The organism is Xanthobacter sp. BG11Y11_SDJG (assembly GCF_057364445.1).
Window position 1 is genome coordinate 1 of the sequence record NZ_JBNFNU010000069.1, and the last position, 14,944, is coordinate 14,944.

12 protein-coding genes and 2 pseudogenes are annotated in these 14,944 nt (G+C 68.9%); 2 read left to right on the forward strand and 12 right to left on the reverse strand.

Annotated elements, in window-relative coordinates; genetic code table 11:
- On the forward strand, window positions 1-2,185 hold a 2,185-nt coding region (locus AC2W7M_RS08605; RefSeq protein ID WP_486131673.1), incomplete at its 5' end, for an autotransporter outer membrane beta-barrel domain-containing protein.
- A 207-nt stretch (window positions 2,186-2,392) separates the two neighbouring features.
- Here AC2W7M_RS08605 and AC2W7M_RS08610 read toward each other — a convergent pair.
- The 8 genes and pseudogenes from AC2W7M_RS08610 to AC2W7M_RS08645 form a co-directional block, all read right to left on the reverse strand.
- Window positions 2,393-3,697 (reverse strand): annotated as a pseudogene (locus AC2W7M_RS08610) (TRAP transporter large permease); the annotation flags it as partial.
- Window positions 3,586-4,080 carry a TRAP transporter small permease gene (locus AC2W7M_RS08615; protein ID WP_486131675.1) on the reverse strand — a complete coding sequence of 165 codons (495 nt, stop codon included), beginning with the start codon at window positions 4,078-4,080 and terminating at the stop codon, window positions 3,586-3,588. The pseudogene AC2W7M_RS08610 and the gene AC2W7M_RS08615, both read right to left, overlap by 112 nt.
- 65 nt (window positions 4,081-4,145) lie before the next feature.
- Window positions 4,146-5,168, reverse strand: coding sequence for a TRAP transporter substrate-binding protein (locus AC2W7M_RS08620; protein WP_486131677.1), 1,023 nt, complete (start codon window positions 5,166-5,168; stop codon window positions 4,146-4,148).
- Between the two features lie 31 nt (window positions 5,169-5,199).
- Window positions 5,200-5,931 (reverse strand): N-acyl homoserine lactonase family protein, encoded by a 732-nt coding sequence (locus AC2W7M_RS08625; protein WP_486131679.1) that lies wholly within the window; start codon window positions 5,929-5,931, stop codon window positions 5,200-5,202.
- Complete coding sequence (locus AC2W7M_RS08630) at window positions 5,931-6,323, reverse strand: carboxymuconolactone decarboxylase family protein (protein ID WP_486131681.1); 393 nt, start codon at window positions 6,321-6,323, stop codon at window positions 5,931-5,933. The genes AC2W7M_RS08625 and AC2W7M_RS08630 overlap by 1 nt, the downstream gene beginning before the upstream one ends.
- Window positions 6,324-6,336: 13 nt before the next feature.
- Window positions 6,337-7,956, reverse strand: coding sequence for a GMC family oxidoreductase (locus AC2W7M_RS08635; protein WP_486131683.1), 1,620 nt, complete (start codon window positions 7,954-7,956; stop codon window positions 6,337-6,339).
- Window positions 7,957-7,959: 3 nt separating this feature from the next.
- Window positions 7,960-9,048, reverse strand: coding sequence for a thiamine pyrophosphate-binding protein (locus tag AC2W7M_RS08640; protein ID WP_486131685.1), 1,089 nt, complete (start codon window positions 9,046-9,048; stop codon window positions 7,960-7,962).
- Complete coding sequence (locus AC2W7M_RS08645) at window positions 8,979-9,647, reverse strand: thiamine pyrophosphate-binding protein (RefSeq protein ID WP_486131687.1); 669 nt, start codon at window positions 9,645-9,647, stop codon at window positions 8,979-8,981. Before AC2W7M_RS08645 ends, AC2W7M_RS08640 begins: the two co-directional genes overlap by 70 nt.
- 169 nt (window positions 9,648-9,816) lie before the next feature.
- On the opposite strand from AC2W7M_RS08645, the gene AC2W7M_RS08650 reads away from it, so the two are divergent.
- Window positions 9,817-10,761: a GntR family transcriptional regulator gene (locus AC2W7M_RS08650; RefSeq protein WP_486131689.1), complete on the forward strand. Its 945-nt coding sequence runs from the start codon at window positions 9,817-9,819 to the stop codon at window positions 10,759-10,761.
- Between the two features lie 102 nt (window positions 10,762-10,863).
- Here AC2W7M_RS08650 and AC2W7M_RS08655 read toward each other — a convergent pair whose 3' ends face one another.
- The 4 genes and pseudogenes from AC2W7M_RS08655 to AC2W7M_RS08670 all read right to left on the reverse strand — a co-directional run.
- Window positions 10,864-13,581 (reverse strand): autotransporter outer membrane beta-barrel domain-containing protein, encoded by a 2,718-nt coding sequence (locus tag AC2W7M_RS08655; RefSeq protein ID WP_486131691.1) that lies wholly within the window; start codon window positions 13,579-13,581, stop codon window positions 10,864-10,866.
- A 71-nt stretch (window positions 13,582-13,652) separates the two neighbouring features.
- Window positions 13,653-14,138 carry a hypothetical protein gene (locus AC2W7M_RS08660; protein ID WP_486131693.1) on the reverse strand — a complete coding sequence of 162 codons (486 nt, stop codon included), beginning with the start codon at window positions 14,136-14,138 and terminating at the stop codon, window positions 13,653-13,655.
- A gap of 146 nt (window positions 14,139-14,284) precedes the next feature.
- Complete coding sequence (locus tag AC2W7M_RS08665) at window positions 14,285-14,653, reverse strand: hypothetical protein (RefSeq protein ID WP_486131695.1); 369 nt, start codon at window positions 14,651-14,653, stop codon at window positions 14,285-14,287.
- Between the two features lie 38 nt (window positions 14,654-14,691).
- Window positions 14,692-14,944: pseudogene (locus AC2W7M_RS08670) on the reverse strand (hypothetical protein); the annotation flags it as partial.

A 14,944-nucleotide genomic window follows, 5' to 3' on the forward strand; every position in this document is an offset into this window, starting at 1 on the left:
CGGCAGGGGGCAATGGCGGCAACATCTACGCTTTGGCCGCCGGCACCATCTCGACCACCGGCAGCGCGCGGCCGCCATCTTCGCCCAGTCGGTGGGCGGCGGCGGCGGCATCGGCGGCACGGCATCGAGCGCGGTGTTCTCGATCTCGGACAGCCTCCAGGGCAGCGGCGGGGGCACCGGCAATGGCGGCGCGGTCAGCGTGAGCCTCACCGGCACCGCCATGACGAGCGGCGACAACGCCCCGGTGATCGTTGCCCAGTCCATCGGCGGCGGCGGCGGCCTCGCGGTCACCGCCGATGGCGTCGGGCTCGGCACGGCGGGCGGATCGGGCATGGGTGGCGTGGTGACGGTGCTGGTCTCGGGCCGCGCCATCGCCACCGGCGACAATTCGGCCGCCATCTTCGCGCAGAGCCTCGGCCCCAGCGGAAACGGGCAGATCCAGATCGTCGTCGCCGACGGCGCCGTGGTGCGGGGCGGCACCGGCAGCGCCGCCATCGTGGTCTCGGGCGGTGAGCAGAACGTCGTCTCCATCGCGAAGGGCGCGGTGGTCTCCGGGCTCAGCGGCATCGCCGTGCATGGCGAAGCCGGCGACGACAGCGTCGTCAACAAGGGCACGCTGAACGGCAGCGTCGATCTCGGCGGCGGCACCAACGGGCTCGTCAACGAGGTGGGCGGCACGTTCAATTCCGGCATGGTGGTCAGCGCCACCGCGCCGACCGACACCTTCTCCCGCAGCGCAGGCCCGGCGGAGCCGCGCTTCACCAACCACGGCACGGTCAATCCCGGCGGGCTCGGCGTGATCGCGACGACCAACATCACGGGCGGCATCGGTTCCGACGGCGTGGTTCAGGTGGACGTGGATTCGGTCTCGGCCAGCAATGACGAGCTCCGGGTCATCGGCGGCGCGAGCATCGCAGGCATCATCGATCCGCGCGCGGCCACCATTGCGCCGGGGGACAGCTACACCTTCTTCTACGCCGACCATCTCACCAGCACCGCCGTCACCAAGGACAGCGGCCTTGCCTATAGCTGGGACCTGCAAGTGGATGAGTACACGCTCACCATCAGCCCGGTGGCACATTTCGTGCCGCAGGGCGTGTGGCTGTCCGCAAACCAGGCGGCCGTCGGCACGACCCTCCAGCGCGTGTGGGACTCGGGCGACATCGGCGGCATGTCCAAGGTGTTCAGCGGCCTCATCGACATCAACGGTCCGTTCGCCTACCAGGCCGCGCTCGGCCAGCTCTCGCCGCAACTGCTCCAGGGGCCGGCGGGTCTGCGCGTCGGCGAAAGCCAGGCCTTCCTTGACCGCACCCTAAGCTGCCCGGTGTTCGTGGCGGACAGCACCCAGCTCCAGGAGGACCGCTGCGCCTGGGCGCGCGTGATCTACGGGCGCGCCAGCCAGGCCACCACCGCCGACATGCCGGGCCTTGCCTCCGACAGCCTGATCTTCCAGGCCGGCGTCCAGAACGAACTGGCCCCCAACCTGTTCCTGGCCCTGTCCGGCGCCTACCAGCAATCGACCATTTCCAGCACCAGCGACTGGTTCTCGGCCACCGGCAATGGCGGCGATATCGGCCTCGCGCTCAAGTACCAGACCGGCCCCTGGCTGTTCTCGGCGGCGGTGGATGCCGGCTGGATGGCCTACGACAACACGCGGTACATCCCCATCGTCGGCGGCCGCGCGGCCAGCAACTCGGACGTCTACAACCTCGCCGGCCGGCTGCGGGCGTCTTACGAATTCGCGTTCGCGAACTTCTATGTGCGCCCGCGCGTGGACCTCGATCTGATCCATGTGAGCATGCCGGCCTTCGCCGAATGGGGCCGGACCGGCGCCGAGCTCTCGGTGGCCGCCTCCAGCCTCACCACGTTCGTGGCGACCCCGGCGGTGGAGTTCGGCGGCCGCATCGACATGGCGGACGGGGTGGTGCTGCGGCCCTATCTGACGCTCGGGGCGTCGTTCGCCTCGAACGATGCCTGGCTGACCACGGCCCGCTTCCAGGCGGCGCCGCTGTCGGCCGGCAGCTTCCTCACCACGACGCCGCTGCCGGACATTCTGGGCAATCTCGACCTCGGCCTTCAGGCCATCACCCGCGACAACCTGGAACTCAAGATCGAGTACGGCCTCAATGCCGGCCAGGACTATATTTCCCAGCGCGGCATGGCGCGGTTCGCGGTCCACTTCTGAGCCGCGGCGCGCCGGCGCCGGATCGGCGATAGGCGGGTCTGGACCATAAGCGTGTCGGGACACGGCACAGCGCCGGCCCCGCCGCAAGCCGGGCAGGGCGGTGCACCCGCCGCGCCTATCGCACCAGCTGCGGCAGAAACAAGACGATCTGCGGAACGCCGCCATCAGGGCCACCACCACCGCGGCCGCGAGCGCAAAGGGAATGATTTCCCGCGAGATGCGCTCGATCGGAACCTGCGCGATGCCGGTGATGGCGAACAGGTTGGTGCCCACCGGCGGCGTGAACAGGCCCAGCATCAGCGCGCAGATCGCGACCAGAGCCATGTGAAGCTGGTCGATGCCGGCGGCCGAGGCCGTTGCGGCGAGGATGGGCGCCAGAATGATGACCAGCGACGTCGCCTCCACGAGGCAGCCGAGGCCGATCAGGATCGCCGTCAGCACCAGCATGAGCAGAACCGTGTTGCCGCCGGAAAAATCCGTGAGCACCGTTCCGACCAGTCCGGGCGCGTCGAACAGCGCCAGAAAGAACGAGAACGGTCCGGCGGCGGCAATGATAAAGCCGAACGTTCCGGTGGCCGTGGCGGTGTTCATCGCCGCCCCGCCGAGATCGCCCAATCGCAGCCGTCCGGTCACGAAGCCGAACAGCGCGACATAGGTGGCGGCGAGCACCGAGGCCTCGGTGACGGTCACGACGCCGCCCAGGACCCCGCCCAGCACGATGGCCGGAGCGACCAGCGCGGGAACCGCGGCCAGCACCGTGCGGGCGAATCCGACCTCTTGCTCCCCGTCGAGCGGCATGTCGGCAGTGGCAAAGGCGCGCGTGCGCCAGACCACGATGGCGAGGAAGGAGAGGCCGATCAGGATCCCCGGCACGATGCCGCCGATGAACAGCGCAGACACCGACACGCTGGGGGCGATGCTGGCATAGATCACCATGGGAATGGAGGGCGGGATGATCGGCCCGAGGCTTCCGCCCGCCGCGATCATCGCTGCGGAGAATTCCTTCGGATAGCCATGGCGGGTCAGCATGGGGATCATCAGCATCCCGATCGCCACCGTTTCGGCGAGCCCCGAACCGGTCATGCCGCCGAAGAACATGCAGGCGACGACGGTGGCTGCACCCATGCCACCGCGCCAGCGGCCGACGATCTTCCGCGCCAGTTCGCCCAGCGAGCGGGTGAGGCCGACCATGTTCATCAACTCGCCCATCAGGATGAATCCCGGAATGGCGAGCAGGGGAAACAGCTTGACCTGCGAGACTGCCTTCTCGGCGATGAGGTGCAGCGGCACCATGCCGCCGAACAGCAGGATGACGGTGGTCGCGAACAGCATCGCCAGCGCGATGTCGAGCGAGAGGATCAGCGCCCCGAGGAACGCGACCGCGAGCCAGATCAGGTCGCTCATTGGCCTTCCGCCCCCGCGCTCGGTTCGTTGGCGTCGGGCTGCGGCCAGATCAGGTTGCGCAGCAGCGCCCAGATCGCCAATGCGAGGCCGACGGGCAAGGCCGCCCATTCCAGCACGACCGGCAGATCGACGCTCGCGAACCGCTGGCCGCGAAAGACCCAGGCCATCTTCACCGCCACACAGAAGAAGGTGATCAGCAGGCCGATGCCGATCACCGTGACGAGGCGGTCGACCACCGCGCGGAGCCGCGGCGGCAGGAGCGAGGTGGCGAGGGTGAAGCGGATGCGCGCGTGCTCCGCGAAGGCCACGCCGGCCCCGACGAAGACGATCCACAGGAACAGCGCCAGCGATATCTCGTTGGCCCAGACCAGGGGGCTTCCCAGAACCTCGCGAAGGACGATGCCGGCCAGCAGCACACCGATCATGGCGAGGACCAGGATTCCGCCCAGCACGCGGTATCCGCGGCAAACGCGCTCGAAGATTGTCGTCATGACCGTTCCATAAGGGGGAGCTGCGTGGAAGGCGGGCGGGGCCGTGCGGTCCCGCCCGGACGGCTCTACTTCTGCGCGTCGAGCACCTTCTGGATGGTCTCTTTGGGGATCTTCGCCGTCACGAGCTCGCTGTCCCAAATGCCACGGCCGGCCGCACGCCATTCCTTGAGCTCAGCCTCGGTGGGCGTGTAGATCTTGCCCCCCCGCTTGCGGAACTGAGCCAGCGATGTCTCGCGCAGTTCGCGGTTGTACTGGTAGGCGCGTTCCTCGAACAGCCTCATCGCGCGCTGGAACGCGGCCTTTTGCTGTTCGTCCATCTTGTTGAAGCTCTTCTCATTGATGACGAGGATGCGGTAGACCGCGAGCGCGTCGATCTCCGTGCCGTACTTCACCACCTCGTCGTGCTTGAGCAGCGTCAGCCAGGCGGGCTGGAGATGCTCTCCGTTCACCAGGTCCTGCTGCAGCGCGGAGTAGGTCTCGCCGATGTCGACCGGCGTCGGGATCGCGCCCATGCGCTTCCAGAAATCCTGCTCCAGCGGCGTCGCCGTGGTGCGGATCTTCAGCCCCTTGACGTCGGCCGGCGTGCGGATCTCGCGGCTGTTGTTCCACAGGATGCGATAGCCGCCCCCGCTCGGAGCAAAGGCGAGCGCGCGGAGGCCCAGGTTCTTGCGCATGGTCTCGCCGATCTGCTGGCCGATCGGGCCGTCCCAGACCTTGCGGCCATTGTCCATCTCGGACCACAGATAGGGCAGGTCCGAGAACAGCATGGAATCGGTCTGCTTGGTCATGTTGCAGGTGCAGGCGATGGCCATGTCCACCAGCCCGCTCTGCGCCGCGCTCATGCCGGCGATTTCGTCGAACAGCGCCGAGGCGAAGAACGGCTTGAGCGTGACGGTGCCGTTGGTCTCCTTGGAGAGGAACTCGGCGACGTCCTTGAGCGCGCGGCTGTCGTCCATGCCCGCCGGCGACGCGGAACTGAGGCGCAGCGTTACGGACGGAGACTTGGAGAAGTCAGCGGCATTCGCCGCCGCCAATGGCAGTGCTGCGGCGAGCGCAGCGGTCAAAAAGCATCGTTTGATCGTGGACATTCAATCCTCCCTTGTCCTGTTCTTGGCTTTTTCAGAAAGACTTCCCGGTCCTGAGCAGGGGTATGGGATCATGACCGGTGTAGATCACGTCCGGGCGCAGGGCTCGAATGCGGTCGAGGCTGGCGATGGACTGTCCGAGGTCCTGGAGAATTCCGTTGGGAAGGTCGTCGGTGTAGTTGCGGTTGAAGGGCACGGCATCCGACGTGATCACCGCGCGGCCGTCCTCTGTCGGCAGAACGATGCCCTGGAGTCCCGGCGTATGGCCGCCGAGCGGCACGAGGCGCAGGCCGTTCGGCAGTTCCGCCTCGCCCGCGACCAGCGTCAGGCGCGGCGCGCCGAGCAGATCGCGGATGACGTCGTGCCGGCCGAAATAGCGGTCGATGGCGGGATGGGCGCGCAGCGGATGGTTGAAGAAGTCTGCCTCCGCCCGTTGCAGCCACACCGTGGCGTTCGGCAGGGCATCCACGGCGCAGGCATGATCCCAGTGCAGGTGGGTCAGGATCAGCGTGCCGACATCGTCGGGGCCGATGCCGTAAGGCGCCAGCGCCTCCTGCAGCCCGCATTCGACCCGGATGCCGCGGCGCGCGGCTTCCTGCGCCGTCAGCCCGGTATCCACGACCGTGATGCCGTCCGGCCCGTGGACCAGCCAGAACCGGTAGACCAGCGTGAGCATCCGCCCGGCGTCCGTATGCAGCAGGAACGACGAACTGTCGGCCTGCCGGCGGGCGACCTCGACGGGCTCGACGCGGAACAAGGCGGCCATCACCCCGCCTCATCCACGCCGCGCGCAGCCTCATCGGCGCGGGCGAATTCTTCCATCAGGATCGGCACCGCGAGGTTGCACGAATGAATGCCCATGACGGTGGTCAGCTGGATCGTTTCGAGGATTTCCTCGCGCGTCGCCCCCTCGCGGATCGCATTCTGGATGTGGCGCCGCACCCCGGGCCCGTAGAGGTGCGTGGTCGCGGCGTTGATCGCGATCATGATCAATTCCTTGGTCTTCTGCGGCAGCGGCCCGTTGCGGTGGGGAACGCTGCGAAAGGCCAGGTAGGCTTCCAGGAATTCCGGATCGAGCGCCTCGAACTGCGCCCAGAGCGGATTCCAGTCCTGCGACAGGCGCTGCCGGCGGGTGAGGGGATAGGCGTCGTCGCTCATGGGCCGGTCTTTCTCAGCGGGCATCGGCCAGCACCAGATCAGCGCCCCGCTCGCCGATCATGATCGCGGGGGCATTGGTGTTGGACGACGGGATTTCGGGGAACACGGAGGCATCGATCACCCGCAGGCGGTCGACGCCGCGGACCCTGAGGTGCGGGTCCACGACCGAATGGGCATCGCCGCCCATGCGGCAGCTGCCGGCCGTATGCCATGCGGTCTGGCCGGACCTGCGGATGTAATCGAGCAGCGCCGCGTCGGTCTCCGCGCTGCCGTTCGGCTGGTCCTCGCGGACGATCACGCGGCTGAACGACGGGGTTTCCGCGAGCCGGCGGATCAGCTTGAGGATGCGCAGGACCCCGTCCACGTCGTCAGGGTGATCGAGATAGTTCGGCTGGATGGCCGGCAGGGCGGTCGGATCCGCCGTCTTCGCATGCACCCAGCCGCGCGACTTGGGCAGCAGCAGGAAGCCGCCCACGGTGAAGCCGGAGAACGGGTCGATCCCGCCGGCCTTCGAGCGGGAGTAGCGATCCTTGCCGCTGATCATATAGAGCCGGATCATCACGTCGGGGGCGGCGAGCCCGGGCGCCGAGCGGGCGATGGCGTGGGCGGTCGACGAGGTGCCGGCCATGAGCCCGGTGCGCGTGAGGACGTAGCGCAGGCCGGACAAGAGCCTGAACATGGGGTTGCCGACCACGTCGTTGATGGTCCGCAGCGTGCGCGTTTCATAGGTCCGGCGGACCTGGAGGTGGTCGCTGAGGTTTTCGCCCACCGCCGGCAGATGATGCACGACCGGCAGGCCGAGGCTTTGCAGGCGGGCGCCGTCGCCGATGCCGGACAGTTCGAGCACATGGGGGGAAAGGATCGCGCCGGCCGAGAGGATCACTTCGCCATTGGCCAGCGCCAGAGTGCGCGCGCCGCCCCGAACGAACTCGACCCCCGCCGCCCGCTGGCCCTCGAACAGCACGCGCGTCACCCGCGCGCCGGAGACCACCTTGAGGTTGGGCCGGCGCATGGCCGGGTGCAGGTAGGCGACGGCGGTGGACCAGCGCCGGCCGCGGAACGCGGTCTGTTCCAGATAGCGGGCGCCCTCGTAGCTCACCGCGTTGTAATCCGGGGTCGGCGGAATTCCCAGTTCGCCGAGCCCGGCGAGGAACGCATCGGACACCGGATCGGGCGAGCGGACGCCCACGTCGGTGATCCGCATCGGGCCGTCTTTTCCGCGCTCCGCAAGGCGGGAATAGGCGTTGGATTCGAGCTTGCGGAAATAGGGCGTCACATCATTCCAGGACCAGCCGGGCAGTCCGTTTTCCGCCCATCGGTCGTAGATCGCCGGATCGCCCCAGATATAGGCCATGCCGTTGATCGCGCTCGATCCGCCCAGCACCCGCCCGCGCGGCGAGTAGATCTCGAGCCCGCCCATGTGCGGCTGCGGCTCGGAGGTGAAGGGCCACACATAGCGTTCGTTCGTGAGCAGCTTGCCGACGCCGAGCGGAATGTGGATCCAGACGTTGCGATCCCGCTCGCCGGCTTCGAGCAGGAGCACGGAATGCTTTCCGCTCTCGCTGAGGCGGGCGGCGAGCACGGCGCCGGCCGAGCCGGCGCCGACCACGATATAGTCGAACGTCCCCAGCATGGCTCACGCCGTCCGGTGCTGGAAGGAGTCGCGCCGGAAGCTGTACAATGCGGCCGGGTCCACCATCACGTCGATGACGGCCGGCTTGCCGCAGCCGAGCGCCGCGCGGACTGTGTCGCCGAGATCGGCCGTCCGCTCCACCCGGTAGCCCTTGGCGCCATAGAGCTCGGCCACCTTGTCGAAGGGCGGATTGTTGAGATCGGCGCCGATGTAGCGCTTGCCGAAGAAGTCGCGCTGATAGGCCTTCTCCGCGCCCCAGCAGCCGTTGTTCATGACCACGGTGACGGTGTTGATCCCGTAATGGACCGCCGTTGCCAGCTCCGAGAGGGTCATGCCGAACCCGCCGTCCCCCATCAGGCTGATCACCGGGCGGTCGGGGCACGCCACCTTCACGCCGAGGCCGCAGGCGAAGGAGAAGCCGACCAGACCGAAGTCGAGCGGCGTGAACAGGCTCCTCGGCCGGTCGAAGCGCAGCGCGTCAGTCGCCTGGAGGCACAGCGTGCCGGCATCCATCGTCACGGCCGTGCCGGCGGGCATGACGCCGCGCAACTCGTGGAACAGGCCGGACGGCACGATGGGGAAGGCCTCAAGATCGGCGTCCGCGTCGCGCTGGCGCAGATACGCGGCGCGCTCCTTGCGGAAGCCGGCGCTCCAGGCTTCCACCGACCGGCGATCTTCCAGATTGCCGAGCGCGTCGCAGATCTGCTGCGCCGCAGTCGCGGCGTCCGACCAGATGCCGAGCGTGACGGGAAAATACCGTCCCAGCGCGGTCGGCTCGATCTCCACCTGGATGATCTTCGCGTCGCGATTGATGTTGTCGTACGAATAGAACGTCGAATTGAACCCGAGCCGCGTTCCGAGCGCGAGGATGACGTCGGCCTCGCGGACGAGGCGCGACGCCACGGGATTGCCCCGCGGCCCCATCTGTCCGCCATTGAGCGGGTGGTCGCAGGGCACCGCGTCGCCGTGGCCGGGCGAGGTGACGATGGGGGCGTTGAGGCGCTCCGCCAGAGCGAGCACGCTCAATGTGTTCGCCGTGTTCTTGATGCCGCCGCCGGCGATGATGACCGGCTTTGTCGCCTGTGACAGCAAGGCGGCGGCGCCACCACGCTGTCGTGCGGCGCCGCCGGGACGACGGCGGGGCGATACGTCTCCGGCCGCGCCATTTCGGCAAAATCCTCCGACTTGGACAGGATGTCCCGCGGCAAATTGAGCTGCACCGGCCCGCGCCGCGGCGCCATGGCGGTGCGGAACGCCTCGCGCATCATCTCGGGCACGCGCGCGGTCTCGGTGACGGTCCAGGTCTTCTTGGTGATGGGCCGGAACAGCGCCTGCTGATCTACCTCCTGGAAGGCATCGCGGTAGACGTGGCCGGACGAGAGAGAGCCGGCGAGGGAGACGACCGGCGAATAGGCCGCGGCAGCCTGGGCGAGGCCGGTCACGAGGTTGGTCGCGCCGGGGCCGTTCTGTCCCGCGAGGATCACGCCCGGATTGCCGCTCGCGCGGGCATAGCCGTCCGCCATGTGGGTCCCGGTGCGCTCGTCGCGGACGCCGATGAAGTCGATGCCGTCGGCGTCGTAGAGCGCATCGAACATCTCCATCGTTGCCGAGCCGATCAGCCCGAACACATGGCGCACGCCTTCGGCCTTCAGCGCGGCGACCGCCGCCTGCCCACCCGACATTCTGGTCATTCTGATGCCCTTCGCTTCTCACGCCGGGTCGGCCGATCCCGATGTAAGAAAGAAAACAAAATTGTTCACAAAACTCAAGTCAGCGCGAAAAAATTTTGATAACAGCTTTGATCGTAATGATATTTCATACGCCTGTCGGTTCGCGTGGACCGCGCTCACGAAGCCAGCTATGTTCACCAGAGTTCTGGTCGGACGGGCGTGGCGGGAAGGTCCGGGAGGCGGGCATCCGTGCGAAACGGGCGGGCAATTGCGATCGCTCCGCGGACTCTGCATGAAAACGCGTCATTTCGGGCACGCGCGCTTTCAGCCATATTGGATCGCGCTGCGCCGCGGCAGGCTGAACGGACGTCGGAACTGCCGGACGGGCGATGGACGGGCCATGAGTCGACTGAAGAATCTCCACGAGGCGCGGATCTCCGGCGCCCTCGATCCGGCGAAGGCGCAGGGTCGCGGGCGCGAAAGCCCGCCGCACGCAAGCCGGGTCTTGCGGATCGTCGAAGTCCTCCAGGAGCGCATCGCCAGCCAGCAGCTGCGCGGCGGCGAGCGCCTCCATGAACAGGCGCTGGCCACGGAGTTCGGCACCTCCCGGACGGTGATCCGGGAAGTCCTCGGATCCCTGGAGCAGCGCAGCCTGGTCCAGCGCATCCCCAATCGCGGCGCCTATGTGAAGGGCCTCGGCGAGAAGGAGGTCCTGGAGATATTCGAGATCCGCGAGTGGCTGGAGGCTCTCCTGACGCTGCGCGCGACGCAGAACGCGCCCGACGGCCATTGGGCGCGCTTCATCGCGCTGTTCGAGGGGCCGCTGGCCGCCAGCATCCAGGCGGGGGATCTGACCGCCTACAACGACGCGCTCGAGGACCTGCGCCTGGAAACCGCCCGGATCGCCGACAACGAGATCGCCAACGGCTTCATCTATCAGGTGCTCGACCGCGCGCGGGTGATCAAGATCCGCGTCACCCTGTTGCCCGGACGCGCCGAAGCGGGGCGCCTGCTGCACCTGAAGATGCTGGGATGCATGGCCGGCCGGGACGGGGAGGGGGCGCAGCGCTACAAGCGGGAGATCATCTCGTCAGCGCGCGATCTCTTCGTGAAATACAAGGCGCTGATCCTCTGATCGCGCGAAGCGGTCCCGCGGGCGGGTCACGACCACGCCCGCGATGCGCTGCTGCGCGCGAAGGCTCGCCGGCCTCTCGCGCCTCGAGGGGGGAGCGCCCGCTCAGAAGCGGACGCTGAGGCGCGCGTTGAAGCCGTTGTCGCTGACCCCGTCGCCGAACTGGCCGGTATAGGCCACGCCCAGCGTCGCGCCCGGAGTGAGGCGCATGTCGAGCCCGGCCTCCAGAACCGCGGCGTCCTGGGCGATCGGCGCGCCGGTGATGGTGAAGGCGTCGGAGCCGGCGAAGGCCTGCGTCACCGCGGGAAGCACGTCGCCGAAGGCATGGCGCCAGCCGATGGTGCCCCGCAGCGTGGCCTCGGTCTTGCCGAACGCGAACTCCTTGGCGAGGCGCAGGCCCAGCGTGGTGAAGGTGGTGGCCATGGTCTGCGCGTCGCCGGTCAGAGCCGCCGCGCCGCCCTGTTCCGTGTAGCCGTCCTGGTGGAGGCTCACATAAGCAAGGTTCGCGAACGGCTCGAAGGCGATGCCGGCGGCGTCGATGCGGTAGCCCAGCTCGCCGAAGGCCTGCACCGTGCCGGCGTCATAGTCCGCCGAGAGGCGGTCGCGGTAGCCCGTGAAGGCGACCGACCGGCTGGTGGAGATGTCCTGGAGCGTATACGCGAGGCCGGCGCGCAGCGCGAGCGGCCCAAAGGTCCGTCCGCCATAGAGGCCGGCATGCCAGTTTTCGCTGCTGCCGGAGGCGTTGCGGCCCGAGATGGAGAAGGCGGTGTAGCTGTAGCCGCCGGCCACGCCGAGCCGCCAACCGTCGCCCACCGCGGCATCCGCGCCGATCAGGAAGCCGCCGGTGGAATCGGAGACGGCGGCGGCGTTTCCGGTGCCGTCCATCTCGCCCCAATTGCCGAAGCCGGTGGTCCAGAAGGCGAAGCGCTCGGTGGTGGCGGGGGCGGCGACCGCCTTCAATGCCTTCGAGGCATCCGCGCCCTGCACCGCGCCGGTCGCGGCATAGGCGCGGGCCGGCGTCTCGTCGAGGGCGACGACCGGGCCGCTTGCCGCGCCCACGCCGCCCTGCGCCGCGCGCAGGCGATCGTTCAGCGCGCCGCGGATCAGCGAGGACTGCTCCATGAACAGGCTCTGCGTCGAGGCATGCACCTCGCCGGAAAGCTGGTCGAAGGCCCACCGCGCCTCGCGCGCCGAGGTGAGGAACAGCAGCGAATTGTACAGCGCCAGCGAGGGGCCGACCTGGGGCAGGGTGCCGAGCGCGGTGGCGGTGGCGTACTGGTTCGGTGTCGCGGCGGCGGCGGTGAAGGGATCGGGCGAGGTCACGGTGATGACCACATCCACCCCCGTGGCGGAGGGGTCGGTCTCCGCCGTCAGGAACAGAGCGCTCGTGGTGACCTCGCCGAAGGCGCCGTACACCCCGCCGTCCGCCTCAAGGATGGTGTAGCTCTGGCCATTGACGTAGCTCGCCTGCGGATCGAGCGCGATCAGCTTCAGCGTCGCGCCGTTGAGGGTGGCGGTCCCGGTTGCCGAGATGCGGTCGCTGTCCCCGTTGCCGGCGATCTCCACCTCATAGGTCGATCCGCCCCAGAAAATGACATCGCCGGCCACGTGATAGGTGCCGATCGAGTTGCCGGGGGCGAACGTGCCGCCGGTCAGAATCTGGACCGAGCCGCTTGTGCCGATGCCGCCGAGGATGGCACCGGAGCCGACCGCGATGCTGGCGGCCAGCGATGCGCCGGGATGGTCGGCGTCGCCCACCACCAGCTTGCCGGCCGACACGGTCATGATTCCGTCGAAGCTGGAGACGCCGTTCAGCGTCAGCGCGGCACTGCCGGCCTTGTTGAAGCTGCCGCTGCCGGTGATGGTGCCGGCAAAGAGGCTGTCGGTCGTGACCGTGGTGAAGAAGTCGCCCGTGCCTATAGCGAGCGTCGCGCCCGTGGCGGAGCCCGAGAACGTGCCGACGCTCACGGGCCCCGACGCGGCGGTGATGTCGAACACCGCCGAGTCGCCGGTGAGCGCCAGCGCGCCGCTGGCGAAGAGCGCGCCCGCCCCGGACAGCGCCAGGGTGCCGGCCTCGATCACCGTGCCGCCGGTGTAGCTGTTGGCGCCGTAGAGCGTGAGCGTCCCTTCGCCCTGCTTCACCAGCGCGCCGGGCGCCGGTGAACACGCCCTCGGCGCCGATGCTGAAGCCGTTGCTGTCGATATGTCCGCCGCCGGCGCGAGCGTGATGGTGTCGGCGCCGAACAGATAGATGAAATAGTCCTCATTGCCGGTGGCCCGCAGCACGCCGCCGTCGAAGGTGACGCCGGTGGTGTCGGCATCGCCCATGAGCTGGCTGGTCTCCAGCACGCCCCGTCCATCCGTCGCATTGCCCGAAAGGGTGAGGCTGGAGCCCGCGGCGACATAGACGGCGGGCGTCTTCACCACGCCGCCGCTCTCGATGGTCAGCGCGCCCGTGCCGCTTCCGCCGACATCGATGCCGCCGAAGGTGGTGGTCAGCGTCGAGACCGCGGTCTCGCCCTCCTTGCGGCCGACGATGAGCGAGGCGACGCCGCTCTCCGCGCCCAGGGTGATCGACCGGAAGGAAATGGTGTCGGCGGAGCGGATGTCGATGGTCCCGCCGGCCGAGGTGAGATAGCCGTCATATCCGAACGCGCCGGTGAGGGTGAGCGTGCCCGCGCCCTCCTTCGCTACCCCGCCGCCGCCGCTGAAGGCACCGGCATAGGTGCCGCTCGCGGACTGGTCGATGGCAAGTTCGTTCGCAATGACGATGTTCCCTCCCGCCGCGCCGGAGAGATTGGCGATGCGGGTGTTGACGGACATGCCCGACAGGTCCAGCGCGCCGTCGACGGTGACGCTGGCCGCATCCGTCAGGCTGGCCGTGCCCGAGAGCTTCAGAGTGCCTTCGCTGATGGCGACGGCGCTTCATAGCCGAGGCTTTTCGTCAGCATCAGCGTGCCGCTGCCGGCCTTGGTCAGGGTGCCGGTGCCGGTGATGGTGCCGGCATAGATGTCGGGCACGGACTGGTCGATGGTGAGGTCGGTGGCGCCGGCCGTGATGGTCGCGTCGGCGCTCAAGCTGCCCAGGTTGGCGATGGTGGTCGCGGCGGACAGGCCCGAGAGGTCCAGCGTGCCGTTGACGGTGACGCCGGTCGCGTCGGCCAGCGTCGCGTCGCCGGTGAGCTTCAGCGTGCCGGCATTGATGAGGACCGCCATGCCGTCGCCGACGCTGCCCTCGGTGATGGTCCAGGCCGAGCTGCCGGACTTCTCCAGCGTGCCGAAGCCGCTGGCCGCAAGGGTGCCGAGCGTGCCGGTGAAGGCCGCCGAGGTGTCGTTGCTGCCGCCGAGCACCAGGCGGTCGCTGCTGCCGGCGCCGGTCACGGCGCCGGTGATGGTGCCGAGCGCGCCGTCCCCGTCCGCGCGCAGTTCCAGCGCGTTGGTGCCGCCGGTGAAGGCGATGGCGGCAGCGGTGCCCGAACCTTGCGATCCGCCCGCGATGGAGGCCGCGCCGCCGTCGAGGACGATGCTCAGATTGGCGCCGGTGATGCCGGCGCCACCGGTCGGGTTGGCCCCTCGCCGGAGGCGCCGCCCGTGACCGACGACTGGACGAGAATGTGCTTCACGCCGGTGGCGCCGCGCGCGTCGATGCCGGCGCCGCCGATGCCGGCCGGGCTGCCCTGGGCCACGGTATTGCCGCCCGCGCCGCCGGTGACCGCGGCCTTGATGACGAGCGTGGTGTCGCCGCTGGTATTGGTCAGCAGGATGCCGTTGCCGCCGAGAGAGGACGAGGCCCAGGACGTGCCGCCCGCGCCGCCGGTGACCGCGCCCTCGAAGGTGATGGCGGTGTCGCCCGTGGCGCCGTCAAGGACGAAGCCGCTTCCGCCGTTGCCGCCCACGCCGGGCGATCCGCGCGGCGCGCCGCCATTGCCGCCGGTCAGCGCCGCGCCGATGGTGAGCGTGTTGTCGCCGGTCGGCTGGTAGACGACGAGGCCGCTGCCTCCATTGCCGCCGGTGCGTTCCAGCCGTAGTCGCCGCCCTTGCCGCCGGTGATCGTCTCCGCATGGGACGCCGCGATGGTGCCCGTCTCGCCGCTCAGGCCGGTGATGACGGCGCCGAATCCGCCGCCGCCGCCGCCGCCGCCAAGCAGTCCCTCGCCACCATTGCCGCCATTGCCGCCGGAGACCGAG

What these genes read in the sequence shown, in the direction of transcription:
- AC2W7M_RS08625 (WP_486131679.1), bottom strand. Translation starts at nt 5,931, where the DNA reads ATGGCCGCCTTGTTCCGCGTCGAGCCCGTCGAGGTCGCCCGCCGGCAG.
- AC2W7M_RS08630 (WP_486131681.1), bottom strand. Translation starts at nt 6,323, where the DNA reads ATGAGCGACGACGCCTATCCCCTCACCCGCCGGCAGCGCCTGTCGCAG.
- AC2W7M_RS08645 (WP_486131687.1), bottom strand. Translation starts at nt 9,647, where the DNA reads ATGACCAGAATGTCGGGTGGGCAGGCGGCGGTCGCCGCGCTGAAGGCC.
- AC2W7M_RS08635 (WP_486131683.1), bottom strand. Translation starts at nt 7,956, where the DNA reads ATGCTGGGGACGTTCGACTATATCGTGGTCGGCGCCGGCTCGGCCGGC.
- AC2W7M_RS08620 (WP_486131677.1), bottom strand. Translation starts at nt 5,168, where the DNA reads ATGTCCACGATCAAACGATGCTTTTTGACCGCTGCGCTCGCCGCAGCA.
- AC2W7M_RS08655 (WP_486131691.1), bottom strand. Translation starts at nt 13,581, where the DNA reads ATGTCCGTCAACACCCGCATCGCCAATCTCTCCGGCGCGGCGGGAGGG.
- AC2W7M_RS08615 (WP_486131675.1), bottom strand. Translation starts at nt 4,080, where the DNA reads ATGACGACAATCTTCGAGCGCGTTTGCCGCGGATACCGCGTGCTGGGC.
- AC2W7M_RS08650 (WP_486131689.1), top strand. Translation starts at nt 9,817, where the DNA reads ATGTTCACCAGAGTTCTGGTCGGACGGGCGTGGCGGGAAGGTCCGGGA.